Below are 18,022 nucleotides of genomic sequence, written 5' to 3'. Positions count from 1 at the left end.
GATATGGCCAATATTGTCATCGACCGCATTCGCAAGAGCTTCGGAGCCTTCCAGGCGCTGAAAGAGGTCTCGCTGACGATCAACGACGGCGAATTCGTCTCGCTGCTCGGCCCGTCCGGCTGCGGCAAGACCACGCTGCTGCGCATCATCGCCGGCCTCGAGACGGCAACATCGGGAGATGTCCGTATCGGCGACAAGTCGGTGATCGGCTTGCCTCCCAAGGATCGCGGCCTTGCGATGGTCTTCCAGAACTATGCCGTCTTTCCGCATATGACGGTCTACGAAAACGTCGCCTTCGGGCTGCGGATGCAGAAGGCCGACGACGCACGCGTGAAGGCGCAGGTCGAGAAGGCCGCCGGCCTGTTGCATATCGAGCAATATCTCGACCGCTACCCGAACAAGCTTTCCGGCGGCCAGCGCCAGCGCGTCGCGGTCGCTCGCGCCCTTGCCGTCGAACCGAAGGTTCTCCTGATGGATGAGCCGCTTTCGAACCTCGACGCGCTGCTCCGCCTCGAAATGCGCACCGAACTCAAGACGGTGCTGCAATCGGCGGGGACCACGACGATCTACGTCACCCACGATCAGACGGAAGCGATGGGCCTTTCCGACCGCATCGCCGTCATGCATGGCGGCGTGGTCGAGCAGGTCGGCCATCCGGTCGAGATCTACAATCACCCGGCGACACGTTTCGTCGGCGGCTTCATCGGCAACCCGCCGATGAACTTCATCAAGGTGCCGGTCACGAACAGCCAGGTTGCAGCCGGCGCCGAGCGGCTTGCCGCGCCGCAGGGCTCCGGCAATGAGGTGATTCTCGGCCTGCGCGGCGAGGCAGTCGAACTCGCGCCGCTGCCGCAGGGCCTCGAAATGCGGGTGCGCGTTGCCGAGCCGATGGGCTCGCACCTGCTTTTGACCGGCTCGATCCACGACCAGCCGGTCCGTGTCATCCTGCCGGCCTCGGAAACCGTGAAGAGCGGCGACACGATCGGCCTGAAGCTCGACCAGAAACGCATTACCTGGCTTTCGCCCGAAAGCGGCAAGTCCTTTCCGGCCGTCCAGGCCTAAGAATACCGGAGCATCCAGAATGAACACGCATATCGACCAGGCGAAGCGCATCCTCGCCGTGAACGATCGCGGCGGCTATACCGTGCCGACCGACCGGCTCTATCCCTTCCAGTGGAACTGGGATTCCGCCTTCGTCGCCATGGGCTTTGCGCTCTACGATACCGATCGCGCCTATCGGGAGTTGGAGCGGCTGGTCGAGGGCCAGTGGGCGGACGGGATGATCCCGCATATCGTCTTCCACGCGCCCAGCGATACCTATTTCCCGGGGCCGAACGTCTGGCGTACGAAGCATACGACCCCGACTTCTGGCATAACCCAGCCGCCGGTCTTCGCGATCGCACTGCGCAAGCTGTATGAGGCCGCCGGCAAGGATGCCGAGGCGCGCACTCTCCCCCTCTACGAAGCGGCGCTGAAATGGCATCGCTGGTGGTACTCGGCGCGCGACCCCGAAGGCACCGGCCTCGTCGCACTCCTGCATCCCTGGGAAAGCGGCAGCGACAATTCTCCCGCCTGGGACATCGCGCTCGCTCGTGTACCCACCACCACCGATACCCCCGTCGTGCGCAAGGATACCGGCCATGTCGATGCCGACATGCGTCCGCGCGACGAGGATTACCGCCGCTTCATCCATCTCGTCGATACTTATGCCGCTTGCGGCTGGGATCCGGCGAAACAATGGGAAAAGGCACCGTTCAAGGTCGCGGAGATCCAGACGACCGCCATCCTGCTCAAGGCCGGCGAAGATTTGGAAGCCCTCGCCCGCGAGTTTGGCCGGATGGACGATGTCGCCGAGATCGCCGCGTTGAATGCGCTGACCCGCAAGGCTATCCTCGCCCAGTGGCGCCCCGCCCTGTCACGCTTCGTCTCGCGCGATCTCGTCTCCGGCGAGGATATAGAGGCCGCGACTCAAGCCGGCTTCATCCCCCTACTCTCACTAGACCTCGAAAAGCCGATCGCGGATGCGTTGGTTGACGAGATGAGGGCCTGGTCCAAGAGCCTCAAGGTCGCCTTCCCCACAACCAAGCCCGGCAGCGCAAGCTGGGAACCGAAGCGTTACTGGCGCGGCCCCGCCTGGGCGATCATAAACTGGCTTCTGATCAACGGCCTCAAACGCAATGGCCATGCGGATGCCTCCGAAGAGCTGCGAAAATCCACTGTCACGGCGATCGAAACGGAAGGTTTCGCCGAATATTTCGACCCCGTCACCGGCGAAGGCTGCGGCGGCCTCGGCTTTTCCTGGACGGCTGCTGCGTATCTGTGGCTTGAGCGAGGCGTAGACCCTGCCTGAGCGTGGTGTCGCGCCTAACAAGCCATTTTCGCGATCAGCGCTCCAAGGATCGCTTATATGTAAAGCGTATGATTTAATCATACGGCATGCTATAAGGAGATAACGAGGATACACACCATGCGCACAACCCAACCTCTCACCATCACCCTCCCGCTGGAAATGGCGCAAATGGTGAAGGCCAAAGTCAGCTCCGGCGAATATGCGACCGAGAGCGAAGTTATCCGTGACGGCCTGCGCACCTTGGCCGCCCGCGACGCCGCCGTTGAAAAATGGCTACGCGATGAGGTCCTGCCTACCTATGACGAAATGAAAGCCCACCCCGAGCGCGCCCTCTCCGCCGAGGAAGTTCGCCAGCGGCTCGATGCCCGTGTAGCCGCTCACGCCAAGAAATAACGCAGGGCATGAACTGCACCGTTATTTTTGCGCCCGAGGCGAGCGACGACCTCGAAACCCTGCTGGTGTATCTGATAGACGAGGCCGGGCCGGAGACGGCTCGCAACTACGTCAGTAAGATTGTGGATTACTGCCTCAGCTTTGAGACGTTTCCCGAGCGGGGCGCCGCGCGTGACGACCTGCGGCCGGGACTGCGCGTCGTTGGGTATCGCGGCAAGGCAAGCATCGCGTTTGTGGTGGAAGAGAACATCGTATCTATCCTGCGTGTCTTCCATCGCGGCCAGGACGTCAGCTTCGACGACAATTAGCAAACGGTTCAAACCAGACGACAGGATCGACCGCTCGCCCTAATCCGGCTGCCATGGCTGCATGGTGAGCACATTGCCGCCCAGCTTGGCGAAGGCGCGCTGGCGGCAGGAGAAGACGAGGATCTGCTGGTCGCGTGACTGGCGGTGCAGCGCATCGAACATCCGCTCGATCCGGTCGTCGTCGGAATAAACAAGCGCATCATCGAGGATGACGGGCGCCGGCCGGCCGTCGCGGGCGAGCAGCCGGGCGAACGCAAGGCGGGTCAGCACCGAGAGCTGCTCCCGCATGCCGCCGCTCAGCCGATCGACATCCTCGTCCAGGCCGTTGCGGCGCACGATCTGCGGCAGCAAGGTGTCGCCGTCGAAGGTAATCGAGATGTCGTCGAACAGCAGGCCGACCAGCGGGGCGAGTTCGCTCATGACCGGCTTGAGATAGAGGTCGCGCGCGGCTGCTCGCGTCGCCGTCAGCGCCTTGCGCAGGCGATCCAGGACGGCGACCTCCGCCTCGAACCGCTTTACCTGTTCCCGCGCAGCGTCAAGCAAACCGCGAGTTTCCAACCAGTTTTCTTCCACCGCACTGTCTGAGCGGGTACGAATTTGACCGCCGAGGTCGGCAAGCTCTTCGCGTAACCTGGCAATTTCACGTGCTGCGGCGTCGGCGACCGAACGTGCCCTGGCAAGAGCGGCTTCCGCGCCGGCGAGGTCCCGCCCGGCCCTGCGCAAAGGCCCGGCCCGGAGCTCAACCGCGTCGCATTGTTCTTTGGCGCTGGAAAGCTTTGCCGCAAGGTCCCGTTGCAATTCCGTTCGGCTGCCTTCGGGACCGATGATCGCGACGATGGCCTCGAGGTCCTGACCAAGTTTGGCGTGCTCCGTCTGCGCACGCAATATTGCCTCGCCGGCCTCCATGCGCATCATCGACGCTTCCCGGGCCCGGTTTCGCGCCAGGTCGATACGCTGCGTCGCATCCGCGAGACGGGCGCGCACCTCCTCCGGGTCGGTGTCGAGTTCGACTGGGCCCTGGCTGAGTACCGCAAAGCGTGCGGCATCGAGGTGAAGCTGGTCGATACCATTCGGAGCCACGTCGGCGAACCGCTGCCGTGCCCGCACCAGTTCCTCGTGCTTGTTCCGGGCGGCAATATCGCGCTGTCGCGCCGCCCGCAAACTCTCGACACCGAGCCTGGCAAGCAATGTTTGGCGCGTGGCTTCCGCGGTCTCGAGCGCTCCGTCCTGTTCTGCCTGCCGGCTGGAATGGATCGTCAGCGTACCGACGCCTGCTATGTCGAGTTTCGCCACCCCGGCAAAGCTCTTGTCCTCGCCCCCCGGCAAAGGTTGGCGATCCATGCTCACCGAGCCGGAGGCGTCTTTCAGGTAGTCGATCCTGAGCCTGGGAAGACCGACTTCGGCTGCTGCACGCAAGCCAACGATCTTTAGATCCAACGCTTCGAGCCGTTCGATCGCATCGGCTGGAATGGCGAGCAATGCATGTGCAGCCTCCGCGTCCTCGATCTGCCGCCGCGCCGCTTCCGCCTGGTCGAGATGCAGACGAACCTCCGCCAGCCGCTCTGCGGCATGGCGCGAACGCAGTGCTGCCTCCAGCCGGGCCAGCCATTCGCGGTTTACCCGCTCATCCTCTTCGGCTGCCTGAACCTCCGCCGTTGCTGCCTCGCTTTCGGCCAGCGATGCCGCGCGTCGCTCGGCTGCATTTGAAAGCTCTTTTTCCGTCACGGCGAAACGCCGCGCGAGTTCGTCACTGCGGTTCAATGCCGCGTGGAAGCGGTCGAATGCCTGCTGCGCCTCATCGCGACGGCTGGCGGCCAGGGCAGCTTCGGCATCGAGTGCCTTGAGTTCCCTGTCGTGCAGTTTAGCGGCCTCGAGCACCGACTCGGCATTGGCAATCGCCGCCTTCCGGCCCGCCTCTTCGTCCGAATTTTCCAGTTCGCTGAGTCTCGCCTGCACAGAGCGGCGGCGGTCGAGTGCGCCATGCAGCATCTCCACCTCCTTGGCCAGCCGCGCCTCCTCCGCCTGCAGCCGGTCACGATCGTCGAGCGCGGCGACAAAGCGGCCTCCGGTCTTTGGCCGGAGCGTCGCGGTGACCAGGCGATTGAGTTCATCCTCGCAGGCTTCGAGCACCGCCGACATGCGCCGTCCGCCCGTCAGTGCCTCCACCTCGCCCTGCACCGAAGACAACAGGCTTTCGCGCACCCGCTTGTCGTTTTCTTCCTCGCTCTTGCTACGATTTTCGATGCCGGTGACGCCCTGGCGCACCCAGAGCAGGCCTGCCGGGCCGGCAGTTCCGCCGGAAATGAGATCGCCGATGAAAGCCTCGGCCTCGTCGGCCTGGGCGACGAGCCGGCCGCTGCCGAGATCGGTGACGCTGGCGCGCCGTCCGCCATAGAACTGCTTCGTCAGGCGATAGCGGCCGGCTTCGATCGTGATATCGGCCTCGACGATCGGATTGCCACTGCTATAGGGACGCAGCATCTGTACGCTCTTTGGCGTGCCGCCGTGCGGCTGGAAGAACAGCGCATGCAGCGCCTCGAAACAGGTCGATTTGCCGTGTTCGTTGGCAGCGCTCAGCACATTGACGCCGTCGGTAATGCCCTCGATGGCTATGCCACGGCCGGCGAAGCGTTTGACATTGTGAAGGCGAAGAGCGTTGAGTTTCATCGATCAATCGCCTCGCAATAGGAAAACAGGCGGATCAACGCCTCGCGCGCCACGCCCCTGTCATCGCCCGAGCGGGATTGGTCGAGGCTTTCGGCAAGCAGCAAATCCGCAGTATCGCGTAGCGCACCGGCTCGGTCGATGATCTCGAGATCATCGCTCTCGCAATCGGTCCCCAGCAGTTCCGTATCGATCTCCAGATGCGCAAATTCCGGCGCGACCTGTTGCAGCAGGCTGGTCATTGCTGTGCGCCCGTTCAATCGGGCACGGCCGGACAGCGCGACGCGCAACAGGGTTTGTCGCCGCGCGAAGGGTTCCGGCAGTGCCGCCTTCAGCGCTTCAACACCGTCTTCCGATGCCAGCAGCGGAAGCTGCAATGTCTGCCAGGAAAAGCTGGCGGTCACTGCTGCCGTCGTCGTCGGCATCGCTCCCTGCCCGGCAATGGAAACGACCATCGCCTGCCCCGGCCGGTCATGCTTGAAACGGTCCGGCTCGGGCGCGCCGCTATAATATGTTCTGGCGTCCACCGCCACCGATCCGTGCCAATCGCCGAGCGCCATGTAGTCGAGGCCGGCCAGCGCCGCGCGGTTCGGCGCAATCACGTTGGTGGCCGTGGCATCCTCCGAAAATTCCTGGATCGGGCCATGGGCGAGGCCGATGCGGATAGCGCCGTCCGGTGTGGCGGCACCCGTCATCCATTCGGTCAGGTCGCGGCCCGGCCTCCTGGTCGTGCAAGGCGCCGGCAGCAGCATGACATCAGGTCCAAGCGGAAGGGGCGCCGCTTCCGTCGCCAGGATGACATTGTCGGGCACCACGCCACGCGCAGCACTCCAGAGCTGGTCCGCCAGCAGTGAATCGTGATTGCCCGGAAGCAGAACCCAACGCAGCGGTGAATTCCGGGCCATCTCGCCAAGCGCTTGGCGAAGCACGGCCGGTGTCGGCGTCTCGGTATCGAAGGTGTCGCCCGCGAGCAGGATGACACCAGCCCCATGCTCTCGTGCCGCACTGGCGAGTCTCCCGATCACGCCATGCCGCGCCTCGCGCAGGCGCCCTCTCAAATCCTCCGGAAGATTGCCAAACCGCTTGCCAATATGAAGGTCCGAACTGTGCAAGAAGGAAAACATCAATCAGCCATGTTTGCGCTGCGCTGCGAGCTTTCGAGCATGGTCAAGGACCTCTCGTCCGTAGTTTCGTGATTCCGTTGTTCCGTGACAGACCATGCCTCCCGACAACAGGCGAGGCAAGTCGATCCTGGCTGAACAAGCTGTTATCCAATGCTTGTCTAATTTTGAGTGATGCTCGACATCATATTCCCCAGTCGCCGTTCAAGGAGGTAGGCATCTGTTCCATCGTGCCGCGTCGTCTGCCGTCAATTCCGCGGCTCGCGGTCGAACGCCTGTGGACCTTCATGGCAGGCGGCATCTCAGGCCTCCAATATCGCGGGGAGCCGTTCGCGAAGCTCCTTTACCAGCACGCGTTCATTTTCCGAGTAGTCGACCGGGACGTTCACCAGATGGACGCCGCCTCCGGAGAATGCCTCTTCGAGAACCTGTTTGAACTGGCCGATATCGTCGACCCGGGTTCCCTTGGCGCCGTAGGATTCGGCATATTTCACGAAGTCGGGATTGCCGAAGGTCATCCCGAAATCCGGGAACTCGTCCACCGCCTGCTTCCAGCGGATCATCCCATAAGCATTGTCCTCGATGACAAGAACGACGAGGTTGAGCTTCAGCCGGACAGCCGTCTCGAGTTCCTGGGAATTCATCATGAAGCCGCCATCGCCGCAGATCGCCATGACCCGCCGCTCCGGGTAGAGCATCGAGGCAACCATGGCCGAAGGCAGCCCCGCTCCCATCGTTGCAAGAGCATTGTCGAGCAGCAGCGTGTTTGCCATCCGCGTGCGGTAATTCCGGGCGAACCAGATCTTGTACATGCCGTTGTCGAGCGCCAGGATGCCATCATTTGGCATCACCTCTCTTATGTCGTGAACCAGGCGCTGTGGCGTGAAGCGATCCTCCGTCGCCCGCGCGGCGATGCGCTCGAGAATGCGTTCCCGGAGATGAAGAAGCGCCTGCGCGTTTGGCAGCTTGCCCTCGAGGCGATCCGCCAGCGCCTTCAGCGAAGGGCCGATGTCGCCGATGACTTCGGATTGCGGGAAGTAGACCTGCTCGACGGTCGCCGGCTGATATCCGACATGAACGACCTTCGGGCCGCCCTTGCCCATGATGAACGGTGGCTTCTCGATCGTGTCATGGCCGATCGTGATGATGAGGTCAGCCTGTTCGATGGCCTCGTGGACATAATCCCGCTCCGACAGCGCGGCGGTGCCCATATAAAGTTCGGTTCCGCCGGGAACCGTTCCCTTCCCCATCTGAGTGGTAAAGAACGGAATGCGGGTGCGGATCACGAATTGCGCGATGTCGGAGGTCGAGCGGGGACGGGAGGCGGCGGCCCCGAACATCAGAAGCGGACGTTTGGCTGCGGCGATGAGAGCGGCGGCGCGATCGAGGGCCGCATCGCTTGCCGTCGGCAGTTCGAGCTGATGCGGCGCAATCAGCGCCACCTCCTGGCATTCTTCGGCCGCGATATCTTCCGGAAGCTCCAGATGCACCGGCCCCGGCCTTTCCTCCTGGGCGATGCGGAACGCCTCCCTGACCGTCGTCGGGATCATCTGCGGCGACACGATCTGCCTTGCGAGCTTGGTGAGCGGCTTCATCGACGCGACGACGTCGACCACCTGGAAACGCGCCTGGCGGGACGAGAGGATCCCCTTCTGACCTGTGATCATCACCATCGGCATCGCGCCGAGCAAGGCATAGGCGGCACCCGTCGAGAGGTTAAGAGCACCAGGCCCGAGCGTCGTCAGGCAGACGCCGGGCTTTCCTGTCAGGCGGCCATAGGTCGCCGCCATGAAAGCTGCTGCCTGCTCGTGTCGGGTGAGCACGAGCTCAATCGACGACTTGCGGATGGATTCGACGACGTCGAGATTCTCTTCGCCTGGGATGCCGAAAATGCGGTCGACACCTTCGTTCTCAAGCGCTGCCACTAGAAGATCGGAGCCTTTGGTCATGGATCGTTGCCCGTGCTGTTCGGTTCGAGGCTTCCAGAAAGGAAGGCCCCTCGAAGATAAGTTCTTTTCCGGGCCTGTCCATGCGTTCGGCGGCATCGGCGGTTGTCCTCAATCCCGCCGAGAATTTGTAGATAGGTTTTGCCGCGGAAATAAAAAAGCTCTCCGCAGTTCTGTTGGCAAACAGCTTGACTGATGACGTAATGATGTCGCAGTTCAGCCCGGTATTCCCGCCGGCAGCACACAGATCCGGCCGCCGGTTCGCCTTGGTGAGATTTGCCGGTGGTCGCTACCAAAGCGAACGTTCTATGTCGATGCGCTGTGTGTTTTGTGAATTTAAAGCTACGCTCGGCCGGATTTACCGAAGACGACCGCGCTTGGCCCTGCGCTCGCAAAAGCATGAAACATGCGACACATCGGTTTCCAAATAGGATAGATCGCAAACCAGAGCTGAGTCTTTCACCATGTCACAACGCAGCGGCGGGGATTTGGTGCCTGGCGCGCAAGCGGCCGTTGCCGATAGTGGTGGCCAGTAGCTGCTCGTCAAGCTTGCCCTCCCATTTGGCGACCACGACGGTGGCAAGCGCATTGCCGATCAGATTAACAAAAGTCAGCCCCTCGGCGAGGATGCGGTGAATTCCGAGGATCAGCGCGATGCTGGCGACCGGGATGGTTCCGGTGGTGTTCAGGGTTGCCGCCAGTACAACGAAGGCCGCTCCGGCGATGCCCGCCGCTCCCTTCGAGGTGAGCAGTAGCACCGCGATCAGGCCGAGTTCGTGCCAGAAGGTCAGATGTGTGTTCGTCGCCTGTGCCAGGAACACCGCGACGGTGGTCAGATAGAGGCATGTGCCGTCGAGATTGAACGAATAGCCGGCCGGGATGACGAAGCCGACCACACTTTCCTCACAGCCGGCCTTGCGCATCTTCTGGATGAGGCGCGGCAGCACCGTTTCGGTCGAGGTGGTCGCAGCAACGATGACGATTTCATCCCAGAGATAGCCTAGCAGCCACCACAGGCTGACACCGCACCAATGGGCGACGCTGCCGAGGACGATTGTTGTGAACAGTGCGCAGACGACGAAGAACTCGATGATTAACTCGCCCAGCGACCAGAGCGAGGCGGTGCCGAACTGACCGACGGTAAAGGCAATTGCGCCGAAGGCGCCGAGCGGCGCGAAGTACATGATGTAGCCGATGATTTTGAAGAACCCTTGCGAGGCGCTTTCGATCACCTGGAACACCGGGCGTCCGCGCTCTCCGATGGCGGCGATGGCGATACCGAACAGGACAGAGATAAACAGCACCTGCAGAACGTGTCCTTCCGTCAGCGCGCTGGCGAAGGTGTCCGGGATGATGTCAAGGAAATAGCTTGAAATGGACTGATCGTGCGCCGTCGCGAGATAGGTCTTGATCGATGCGGTATCGATTGCGGCAGCGTCGATGTTCATGCCCTCGCCCGGACGCCACAGATCGACTGCGATCAGTCCAAAGATCAGCGCCAAGATCGTGATCGCCTCGAAATAGATGATGGATTTCAGCGCGACACGCCCGACGCTCTTCATGTCGTTCATGCCGGCGATACCATGCACAACGGTGACGAAGATGATCGGCCCGATCATCATGCGGATCATTTTGATGAAGGCATCGCCGAAAGGTTTCATCGCCACCGCAGTGGCGGGCGCGAAATGACCGAGGAGGATGCCGAGCAGCGTCCCTGCCAGCACCTGAAACCACAACTGGCCAAGGAGGCTGAAGCGGCCCGCCGGTTTTTGCGTCTCACCTTCAGGTGTCATCGTTTTACTCGCCTCCAAATACGTCATGTTTTATTTCCTCCCAAGCTGCCGCCTGGCCATGATGTCCCATCTTTCAATTGTTCAATGGCAACTGTACCGTTCAATTGGCGCGCCCGGCGGCCCCGAAACGGTGACTGCGGAAGCAGCGATGCGGGCACCCGCAAAGATCGGCCGGCAACTAACCGGCCAGCGGTCCCGTGCGTCCCTGCACATCGTGGACGATGGCCGCTCCGGCGTCTGCCGGGCCGTGAATGATGGCGGTATCGGCGCGTTCGATCTGGTCATCACATCGGGCATGCTCGATCCTCCCTCCTGTCTTGGCTGGGAATTAAGGGAGGGAATATTGAGCCGCAAAGCAAACTTGATTTGCGCACCGGTCATAAGCTGTGTTGAAGTGTGATGATGATTGCACACCGCGAACTCAACCTTCGCCACCTCGAGGCCGTCGCCGCCGCCGCGCGGCTGGGCAGCATCAGCAGCGCGTCTCACATCATGAATTTGTCGCAGCCTGCTCTGACCCAGGCCGTTGCCAAGGTCGAGGCGCAGCTTGGCCATGTGCTATTCGATCGCCAGCCGAGCGGCGTTACCAGCACCGAGGCGGGGCGCTTGATCACGGCCCGCATCGAACGCGCGCTCGCCTATGTGGCGCGCGGCGGCCAAAGCGTGCGACGTGGCGCCCGCTTGCCGCCGCTGCCCCATATCGAGCGGCGCATCACTTTTGGACAATTGCGCGCGCTGATCGCGGTCGATCAAGCAGGCAGCTTTGCGCTGGCATCAAAGCGAATTGGCCTGTCTGAACCGGCATTGCATCGCGCGAGCCGCGATCTGGAGCAGTTGCTGGGCGTACCGCTTCTCGTCCGGCAGGGGCGTACCGTTCAGCCGACGGCGACGGCCGCCGTGTTGCTGCGGTTCGCCCGTCTGGCGCAATCGGAGCTGGAGGCTGGGTTCGACGAATTGGAGGCACTGCGGTCGGAGGGCGCCGGACGTGTCACTGTCGGCACCATGCCGCTGGCGCGTGCAATCCTGTTGCCGCAAGCATTGGCTCGTTTCGCTCGCGCCTATCCAATGGCGTCGGTGAACGTGGTGGAGGGGCCATATGTGGAACTGTTGGCCAGACTTCGCGAAGGCGAGATGGATCTGCTGATCGGGGCAATGCGCGACCCCCCGCCGGTCAAGGACATCGCTCAGGAACCGCTGTTCATCGATGATCCGGTGATCGTCGGTCGCGCCGGACATCCCCTGCTGTCCAAGCCGGGATTTGCCTTCTCGAGGCTATTGGATTTCCCATGGGTTATCGCCGCAACGGGCGCGCCGGTGCGTCATCGGTGGGAGGAGATGTTCACAGAGCACGGCCTTGAGCCGCCACGGCTACGCATCGAATGCGGTTCGGTTCTGGTGGTCCGCGGGCTGATGCTGGAGGACGATTGGTTGACGCTGATGTCGCGCGACCAGTTCCTGTTCGAGCGGCGTGCTGGCCTGCTCAGCGAAATCGCCGGCGCTGGGCTGTCGTTGCGTCGCCAGATCGGCCTCACGGTGCGCGATGACTGGCGTCCGACACAGCTGCAAACGGCATTCACGGATATCTTCCGCACGGTTTGTGCGCAGTGGACTTCAGGAAAAGCAATGGAGCGTGAACCCTTCCGATATGCCTGATCATCGTCCGGTTCGTTAGAACGGGGCATGAGCAAACACCAAACGATCGCATTCACCGGTTTTGGAAAGCCTTCGGAGGCTTTCCGTAGGGGCTGGCGCCCGCGCCGGCTGCGACCTCGAGCGAATGCTGGTCCAGGAGCCAAGCCGCGCCACCGCCGGCTGGCTGCCCATGCCTTCCCCTTCATCGGCTGGATTGGCTGCCGAGGCGAACGCATCTTTGCCGCTACAGGAACCTCAAAGCTATGATCATCGACTGCCACGGTCACTACACCACCGCTCCGGCGCTCCATGGCGAATGGCGAGCACGACAGGAGGCTGCCATCAAATCGGGCGGCGATATCGATCCCGCCTATCCAGACATTTCCGACGATGAGATCCGCGAGACCATCGAGGCCAACCAGCTGCGCCTGCTGCGCGAGCGCGGCGCCGACATGACTATTTTCTCGCCTCGGGCTTCGGCGATGGCGCCGCATATCGGCGGAGAATTGGTGGCAAAGGTCTGGGCGCGCCGTTCCAACGATTTGATCAAGCGCGTGATCGATCTCTATCCCGAGACTTTCGTGGGCGTTTGCCAGCTGCCGCAATCCCCTGGGGTCTCGATCGCCAACGCGATCGATGAGTTGGAGCGCTGCGTCAACGAGCTCGGCTTCGTCGGCTGCAATCTCAATCCCGATCCCTCCGGCGGCAAGTTCGATTCGCCGCCGCTCACCGATCGCGCCTGGTACCCCTTCTTCGAAAAGATGGTGGAACTCGACGTTCCCGCGATGATCCACGTTTCCGGCAGTTGCAATTGTGCGATGCATGCGACCGGCGCCTATTACATTGCCGCAGACACCATTGCCTTCATGCAGTTCGTCGAGGGCGACCTGTTTGGGGATTTCCCCTCGCTGCGGTTCATCATTCCGCATGGCGGCGGAGCCGTTCCCTATCACTGGGGCCGTTATCGTGGCCTCTCCTACATGCTGAAGCGGCCGCCGCTGGTCGAGCACGTGATGAAGAACGTCTATTTCGATACCTGCGTCTATCATCAGCCGGGCATCGACCTGTTGTTCGAGGTGATCGATGTGGAAAACATCCTGTTCGGATCGGAAATGGTTGGCGCAGTGCGCGGGATCGACCCGCAGACGGGTCACTATTTCGACGACACCAAGCGCTATATCGAAGCTCTGACGATATCCGATGAGGACAAGCGGAAGGTGTTCGAACTCAACGCGCGCCGCGTCTATCCGCGTCTCGATGCACAGCTCAAGGCACGGGGGCTGTGATGGCAAATTTCCAGATGGATCCCGATTGGCTCCGCTATCATCCCGACCCGAGCAAGCCGCGCTACATTCCGCCGCCGGGTGCAGTGGATGCGCATTGCCATGTCTTCGGGCCTGGGGATGTGTTTCCCTATGCGCCCGAGAGGAAATACACACCCTGCGATGCCGGCAAAGAGCAACTGTTCTCCCTGCGTGATTTTCTCGGGTTCGAGCGCAACGTCATCGTCCAGGCGACATGCCACGGCGCCGACAATCGTGCCCTGGTCGATGCGCTGCATGCGGCTGGCGATCGTGCTCGCGGGATAGCGACGGTGCGCGACACGGTGACGAACGAGGAGCTCGCCGAACTGCATGACGCAGGGGTGCGCGGCGTGCGCTTCAACTTCGTTCGCCGCCTGGTCGACCCGAAACCGGATGCCTATTATCGTGCGATCATCGACCGTATCGCACCGCTTGGCTGGCAGGTGGTGATCTATTTCGAGGCGGCCGATCTCGAGGAGCGCTGGGACTTCTTCACCTCGCTGCCGACGACCGTCGTCGTCGACCACATGGGCCGGCCGGATGTCTCCCAGCCTGTCGATGGCCCGCAGTTCGGCCGCTTTATCCGCTTCATGACCGAGCATGAAAATGTTGTCAGCAAGGTGAGCTGCCCGGAGCGACTGTCGCGATCAGGTCCGCCGAACTACGACGACGTCGTTCCGTTTGCGCGGACGCTGGTCGAGCGCTTCCCGGAGCGTGTCCTGTGGGGCACCGATTGGCCGCATCCGAACATGAAGGACCACATGCCCGACGACGGCGCGCTGGTGGACATCATCCCGCGCATCGCGCCGTCCGAGGAGCTTCAGCGCAAGCTGCTGGTTGAAAATCCCATGCGGCTCTATTGGCGGTAACCCGCCTTCGGGAATGGCCGGGCGACGCATCCCACGCAGGTGGTGGGCGGCAATCTGGATGCGCAACGCATTCATGCATCGGTTGTACGGACATCGCTGCGTGCATCGACATCTATCAAGAGGAGGAGATTAGGAACATGAGCATAGGACAACAAGTGAGCACGCCATCCCGGCGGATCGTAACATTGATGAAATCGATAATCCCGGCGATCGTTCTAATACTCGCGATGGCGGTGGAAGCACCGGCGCAGGAGAACGACTATCCGAGCCGCGAGATCAGTCTTGTCATTCCGTTCGGCCCTGGTGGAATTGCCGACATCACTGCGCGCATCGTCGCGGATTCTCTCGGCAAAAAGCTTGGGAAACAGATCGTCATCCTGAATCAGCCTGGCGCGGGAGGATCGGTCGCCGCACGGGTGGCGCTGAATGGGGAGCCAGACGGATATACGCTCGCTCTGCTGTCGAACGGAACCGCAATCAGCGTTCCGTTGTTCAAAAACCTGCAGTTCGATCCCGTCGCCGATTTCGTTCCGGTATCCAGCCTCGCCTACTTCGACTTCGTATTCGTGACCAAGGCGGATGGCAAATTCAAGTCCCTCAAGGATATTCTCGAAGCGGCCCGCGCAAACCCGGGCGCGCTCAATGTCGGGACGATTAATGTCGGGAGCAGCCAGAACCTTGCGGCCGAACTCTTCAAATCGACGGCCGGAGTGGACCTCACGATCGTTCCCTACAAGGGCACGCCGGATCTTCAAGTTGCCCTTCTCGGTGGGGAGCTTGACCTGATCATCGATAGCCAGACGGCGCTAAAGGCGGCACTCCAGCAGAACCAGGCTGCTGCGATTGCATCATCTGGCTCCACCCGTTCTATCCTCTTGCCGGACGTTCCGACGGCCCAGGAAGAAGGCGTAAAAGGGTTCGATGTCACGTCCTGGAACGGTATCTTCGCTCCCGCCGGCACACCGCAGGCCGTCGTGAACAAACTGAACACGGCGCTCGTCGAGGTTCTTGGCGACCCCGACGTCAAGAAGCGGTTTGCGGATCTCGGCATCGAGGCCCGTTCCAGCACGCCGCAAGAAATCGGCGATCGTCTGAAGGCTGATATCGACAAGTGGTCAAAGGTCATAAAGGATGCGGGCATCGTGCGGCAATAGTTCGTAACGCGTCGGCCAACTATGCCCAACCCTCATCCACGTCGCATCCTTCTCTCCTTTCGAAGGGGAGAAGTTTCGCAACGGCCTGCGCAAGGGCAGTACCGGTAGATTGTATGCGTCCCGCCTGAGAGAGGGATGTTTGATCTCGCGTCGCCTTTAACGCCAGGAGACACCATGAAATCCATCAGTTTCGATACCACCAATGCGATTTGCGGCGCGCTTTTCGTCGCGACCGGCGCTTTCTTCGCCATCCAGTCGCTGGGGCTCGACCTCGGCACGGCAGTGCGCATGGGGCCTGGTTATTTCCCGCTGGTGCTTGCCGCCGTGCTCGTGCTTCTCGGCGCGATCATCTTCATTCAGGCGCTGCGGGTCGAGGGCGAGCCGATCGACCCGTTTGCCTGGCGCGGCATGCTCTTCATCCTGCCGGCACCGGTATTCTTCGGGCTGACGGTGCGCGGGCTCGGCTTCGCGCCGTCACTGTTCCTCACCGCCTTCATCGCCTGCTTCGCATCGCAAAAGATGAACGTGTTCTTCGCGATCGTGCTGTCGTTGCTGCTGACCATCTTTTCGGTCGGAGTCTTCAGCTACGGGCTCGGGCTGCCGTTCGAGCGCTTCGGCCCCTGGGTCCGGTTCTAGGAGACGATGATGGATCTTTTCAGCAATCTCGCGCTCGGCTTTGCAACAGCCGGCACTCCGGAAAACCTGCTCTTCTGCTTGATCGGCGTGCTGCTCGGCACGCTGATCGGCGTGCTGCCCGGGATCGGCGCCACTGCGACGATCGCCATGCTCTTGCCGATCACCTTCCAACTTGAACCGGTTTCCTCGCTGATCATGCTCGCCGGCATCTATTACGGCGCGCAGTACGGCGGCTCGACGACGGCGATCCTGATCAACATGCCGGGCGAATCCTCCTCGGCCGTGACCGCGATCGACGGCTACCAGATGGCCCGCAAGGGCAGGGCCGGCGCAGCGCTTGCGATCGCGGCGCTCGGCTCGTTCTTTGCCGGCACGGTCTCGACCTTTCTCGTCGCGATCTTCGCACCGCCGCTGACCGCAATCGCGCTGCAGTTCGGCTCGGCGGAATATTTCTCGCTGATGATCGTCGGCCTCGTCTCCTCGATCGCACTCGCGCATGGCTCAGTCGTCAAGGCGCTGGCCATGGTGGCGCTCGGGCTGCTGCTTGGCCTCGTCGGCACCGACATCTACACCGGCACGCCACGCTTCACGCTCGGCATCCGTGAATATGCGGACGGGCTGAACTTCGTGGCGCTTGCCGTCGGCGTGTTCGGCGTGGCGGAAATCCTGCGCAACCTCGAGGGCGAGTCGACACGCACGGTGCTGATGGCCAAGGTCACCGGCCTTTTGCCGTCCCGCCAGGAATTCAAGGAGATGATTGCGCCGGTCATTCGCGGTACGGCAATCGGTTCGGCGCTCGGCATCCTGCCAGGTGGTGGCGCCATTCTCGCTGCTTTTGCCTCCTATACGGTGGAAAAGCGGATGTCGAAGACGCCGGAGGAATTCGGCAAGGGCGCGATCGCCGGCGTTGCGGGACCGGAATCGGCGAACAATGCCGGCGCGCAGACTTCGTTCATTCCGCTCTTGACGCTCGGCATTCCGGCCAATCCGGTCATGGCGCTGATGGTCGGGGCGATGATCATCCAGGGCATCGTACCCGGTCCGAACGTCGCCACCGAGCAGCCGGCGCTGTTCTGGGGTATCATCGCCTCGATGTGGATCGGCAACCTGATGCTGGTCATCCTTAACCTGCCGCTGATCGGGCTCTGGGTGAAGCTCTTGACCGTGCCTTACTACGTGCTCTTCCCCATCATCATGGCCTTTTGCTCGATCGGGGTCTACAGCGTCAACGCCAACGTCTACGATCTCTACGCCGTCGCCTTCTTCGGGCTCATCGGCTATGTGCTGGCGAAGCTTCGCTGTGAGCCGGCGCCGCTTCTGCTCGGCTTCGTGCTCGGGCCATTGCTCGAAGAAAACCTCCGGCGCGCCATGATCCTGTCGCGTGGCGATCCGACCACCTTCGTTACGCGGCCGATCAGCGCCATTCTTCTGGCCATTGCGGTCGCCGTCCTCATTGTCGTCTTCCTGCCGAGCGTCAAGAAGAAGCGTGAGGAGGTGTTCCAGGAAGAGGATTGAGAACAAATTCGCCCTACCGCAACGGGATTGGAATACTGACGTGGTTGCATTGCTCCAGTCGTTGCCCCAGACTCTCTTGATCATCGTCAATAGCCGCAAATACTGCGAGTCTGCCGAGTACTCGGTGTTGTTTCAGTGGCCTTGACCGCGCTTACTCAAGGAAGGTTATGTTGTTTGCATCCCTTGATCGTGGTCAGCGCCTCGCGATCCTCAATGCGTCACTCCGCAATTGGGAATTATTGCGCAGCGATTGGCGGTACCCTTTGGCTCTTCCATCTCTGCGAAGAATGTCGACGCATCGCCGAAATGGTTCAGCGAACACTACTTCGAGATCCTT

General features: G+C 61.8%; 15 protein-coding genes. 11 read left to right on the top strand and 4 right to left on the bottom strand.

Features of this window, described 5'->3' with window-relative positions; translation table 11 throughout:
* Positions 1 to 3 precede the first annotated feature (3 nt).
* The 4 genes from G9X67_RS02020 to G9X67_RS02005 all read left to right on the top strand — a co-directional run bounded on the left by G9X67_RS02020 (position 4) and on the right by G9X67_RS02005 (position 3,051).
* Positions 4 to 1,062 carry an ABC transporter ATP-binding protein gene (locus G9X67_RS02020; RefSeq protein WP_171597902.1) on the top strand — a complete coding sequence of 353 codons (1,059 nt, stop codon included), beginning with the start codon at positions 4 to 6 and terminating at the stop codon, positions 1,060 to 1,062.
* A gap of 19 nt (positions 1,063 to 1,081) precedes the next feature.
* Positions 1,082 to 2,350 carry a trehalase family glycosidase gene (locus G9X67_RS02015; protein ID WP_171597901.1) on the top strand — a complete coding sequence of 423 codons (1,269 nt, stop codon included), beginning with the start codon at positions 1,082 to 1,084 and terminating at the stop codon, positions 2,348 to 2,350.
* Positions 2,351 to 2,467: 117 nt separating this feature from the next.
* On the top strand, positions 2,468 to 2,743 hold the full coding sequence (locus G9X67_RS02010; RefSeq protein ID WP_171597900.1) for a type II toxin-antitoxin system ParD family antitoxin: 276 nt from the start codon (positions 2,468 to 2,470) through the stop codon (positions 2,741 to 2,743).
* 8 nt (positions 2,744 to 2,751) lie between these two features.
* Positions 2,752 to 3,051, top strand: a complete 300-nt coding sequence (locus G9X67_RS02005; RefSeq protein ID WP_138333088.1) for a type II toxin-antitoxin system RelE/ParE family toxin — start codon at positions 2,752 to 2,754, stop codon at positions 3,049 to 3,051.
* A gap of 39 nt (positions 3,052 to 3,090) precedes the next feature.
* Here the strand turns inward: G9X67_RS02005 and G9X67_RS02000 are convergent, their stop codons facing one another.
* The 4 genes from G9X67_RS02000 to dctA all read right to left on the bottom strand — a co-directional run bounded on the left by G9X67_RS02000 (position 3,091) and on the right by dctA (position 10,602).
* Entirely contained in the window at positions 3,091 to 5,718 is a 2,628-nt protein-coding gene (locus G9X67_RS02000) for an AAA family ATPase (RefSeq protein WP_171597899.1), read from the bottom strand.
* Positions 5,715 to 6,839 (bottom strand): DNA repair exonuclease, encoded by a 1,125-nt coding sequence (locus G9X67_RS01995; protein WP_138388977.1) that lies wholly within the window; start codon positions 6,837 to 6,839, stop codon positions 5,715 to 5,717. The genes G9X67_RS02000 and G9X67_RS01995 overlap by 4 nt, the downstream gene beginning before the upstream one ends.
* A gap of 299 nt (positions 6,840 to 7,138) precedes the next feature.
* On the bottom strand, positions 7,139 to 8,785 hold the full coding sequence (locus tag G9X67_RS01990) for an acetolactate synthase large subunit (protein ID WP_171597898.1): 1,647 nt from the start codon (positions 8,783 to 8,785) through the stop codon (positions 7,139 to 7,141).
* A gap of 464 nt (positions 8,786 to 9,249) precedes the next feature.
* Positions 9,250 to 10,602 carry a C4-dicarboxylate transporter DctA gene (gene dctA / locus G9X67_RS01985; protein WP_246705343.1) on the bottom strand — a complete coding sequence of 451 codons (1,353 nt, stop codon included), beginning with the start codon at positions 10,600 to 10,602 and terminating at the stop codon, positions 9,250 to 9,252.
* Here dctA and G9X67_RS01980 point away from each other — a divergent pair.
* The 7 genes from G9X67_RS01980 to G9X67_RS01950 all read left to right on the top strand — a co-directional run bounded on the left by G9X67_RS01980 (position 10,601) and on the right by G9X67_RS01950 (position 17,685).
* Entirely contained in the window at positions 10,601 to 10,975 is a 375-nt protein-coding gene (locus G9X67_RS01980) for a hypothetical protein (protein ID WP_138388980.1), read from the top strand. The two genes, dctA and G9X67_RS01980, sit on opposite strands and share 2 nt — an antisense overlap.
* A complete protein-coding gene (locus G9X67_RS01975; RefSeq protein ID WP_246705342.1) occupies positions 10,975 to 12,228 on the top strand; it encodes a LysR family transcriptional regulator in 1,254 nt (417 codons plus the stop codon). Before G9X67_RS01980 ends, G9X67_RS01975 begins: the two co-directional genes overlap by 1 nt.
* A 242-nt stretch (positions 12,229 to 12,470) precedes the next feature.
* On the top strand, positions 12,471 to 13,493 hold the full coding sequence (locus tag G9X67_RS01970) for an amidohydrolase family protein (protein WP_171597897.1): 1,023 nt from the start codon (positions 12,471 to 12,473) through the stop codon (positions 13,491 to 13,493).
* On the top strand, positions 13,493 to 14,380 hold the full coding sequence (locus G9X67_RS01965; RefSeq protein WP_138388981.1) for an amidohydrolase family protein: 888 nt from the start codon (positions 13,493 to 13,495) through the stop codon (positions 14,378 to 14,380). The genes G9X67_RS01970 and G9X67_RS01965 overlap by 1 nt, the downstream gene beginning before the upstream one ends.
* Positions 14,371 to 15,534, top strand: coding sequence for a tripartite tricarboxylate transporter substrate binding protein (locus G9X67_RS01960; protein ID WP_246705341.1), 1,164 nt, complete (start codon positions 14,371 to 14,373; stop codon positions 15,532 to 15,534). Before G9X67_RS01965 ends, G9X67_RS01960 begins: the two co-directional genes overlap by 10 nt.
* Positions 15,535 to 15,708: 174 nt before the next feature.
* Positions 15,709 to 16,170 (top strand): tripartite tricarboxylate transporter TctB family protein, encoded by a 462-nt coding sequence (locus G9X67_RS01955; RefSeq protein WP_138388982.1) that lies wholly within the window; start codon positions 15,709 to 15,711, stop codon positions 16,168 to 16,170.
* A 9-nt stretch (positions 16,171 to 16,179) separates the two neighbouring features.
* Complete coding sequence (locus G9X67_RS01950; RefSeq protein WP_171597896.1) at positions 16,180 to 17,685, top strand: tripartite tricarboxylate transporter permease; 1,506 nt, start codon at positions 16,180 to 16,182, stop codon at positions 17,683 to 17,685.
* The last annotated feature ends 337 nt before the right edge of the window (positions 17,686 to 18,022 follow it).

Source organism: Rhizobium sp. WYCCWR 11152 (genome assembly GCF_013087615.1).
In the GTDB taxonomy this organism is placed as follows: domain Bacteria; phylum Pseudomonadota; class Alphaproteobacteria; order Rhizobiales; family Rhizobiaceae; genus Rhizobium; species Rhizobium indicum.
Note: the sequence above shows the minus strand (reverse complement) of the source record. Positions and strands in the feature narration are given on the sequence as shown.

What these genes read in the sequence shown, in the direction of transcription:
- G9X67_RS01990 (WP_171597898.1), bottom strand. Translation starts at nt 8,785, where the DNA reads ATGACCAAAGGCTCCGATCTTCTAGTGGCAGCGCTTGAGAACGAAGGT.
- G9X67_RS01975 (WP_246705342.1), top strand. Translation starts at nt 10,975, where the DNA reads ATGATGATTGCACACCGCGAACTCAACCTTCGCCACCTCGAGGCCGTC.
- G9X67_RS01950 (WP_171597896.1), top strand. Translation starts at nt 16,180, where the DNA reads ATGGATCTTTTCAGCAATCTCGCGCTCGGCTTTGCAACAGCCGGCACT.
- dctA (WP_246705343.1), bottom strand. Translation starts at nt 10,602, where the DNA reads ATGACGTATTTGGAGGCGAGTAAAACGATGACACCTGAAGGTGAGACG.
- G9X67_RS01955 (WP_138388982.1), top strand. Translation starts at nt 15,709, where the DNA reads ATGAAATCCATCAGTTTCGATACCACCAATGCGATTTGCGGCGCGCTT.
- G9X67_RS01970 (WP_171597897.1), top strand. Translation starts at nt 12,471, where the DNA reads ATGATCATCGACTGCCACGGTCACTACACCACCGCTCCGGCGCTCCAT.
- G9X67_RS02005 (WP_138333088.1), top strand. Translation starts at nt 2,752, where the DNA reads ATGAACTGCACCGTTATTTTTGCGCCCGAGGCGAGCGACGACCTCGAA.
- G9X67_RS02015 (WP_171597901.1), top strand. Translation starts at nt 1,082, where the DNA reads ATGAACACGCATATCGACCAGGCGAAGCGCATCCTCGCCGTGAACGAT.
- G9X67_RS02000 (WP_171597899.1), bottom strand. Translation starts at nt 5,718, where the DNA reads ATGAAACTCAACGCTCTTCGCCTTCACAATGTCAAACGCTTCGCCGGC.
- G9X67_RS01965 (WP_138388981.1), top strand. Translation starts at nt 13,493, where the DNA reads ATGGCAAATTTCCAGATGGATCCCGATTGGCTCCGCTATCATCCCGAC.
- G9X67_RS01995 (WP_138388977.1), bottom strand. Translation starts at nt 6,839, where the DNA reads ATGTTTTCCTTCTTGCACAGTTCGGACCTTCATATTGGCAAGCGGTTT.
- G9X67_RS01980 (WP_138388980.1), top strand. Translation starts at nt 10,601, where the DNA reads ATGTTTTATTTCCTCCCAAGCTGCCGCCTGGCCATGATGTCCCATCTT.
- G9X67_RS02010 (WP_171597900.1), top strand. Translation starts at nt 2,468, where the DNA reads ATGCGCACAACCCAACCTCTCACCATCACCCTCCCGCTGGAAATGGCG.
- G9X67_RS02020 (WP_171597902.1), top strand. Translation starts at nt 4, where the DNA reads ATGGCCAATATTGTCATCGACCGCATTCGCAAGAGCTTCGGAGCCTTC.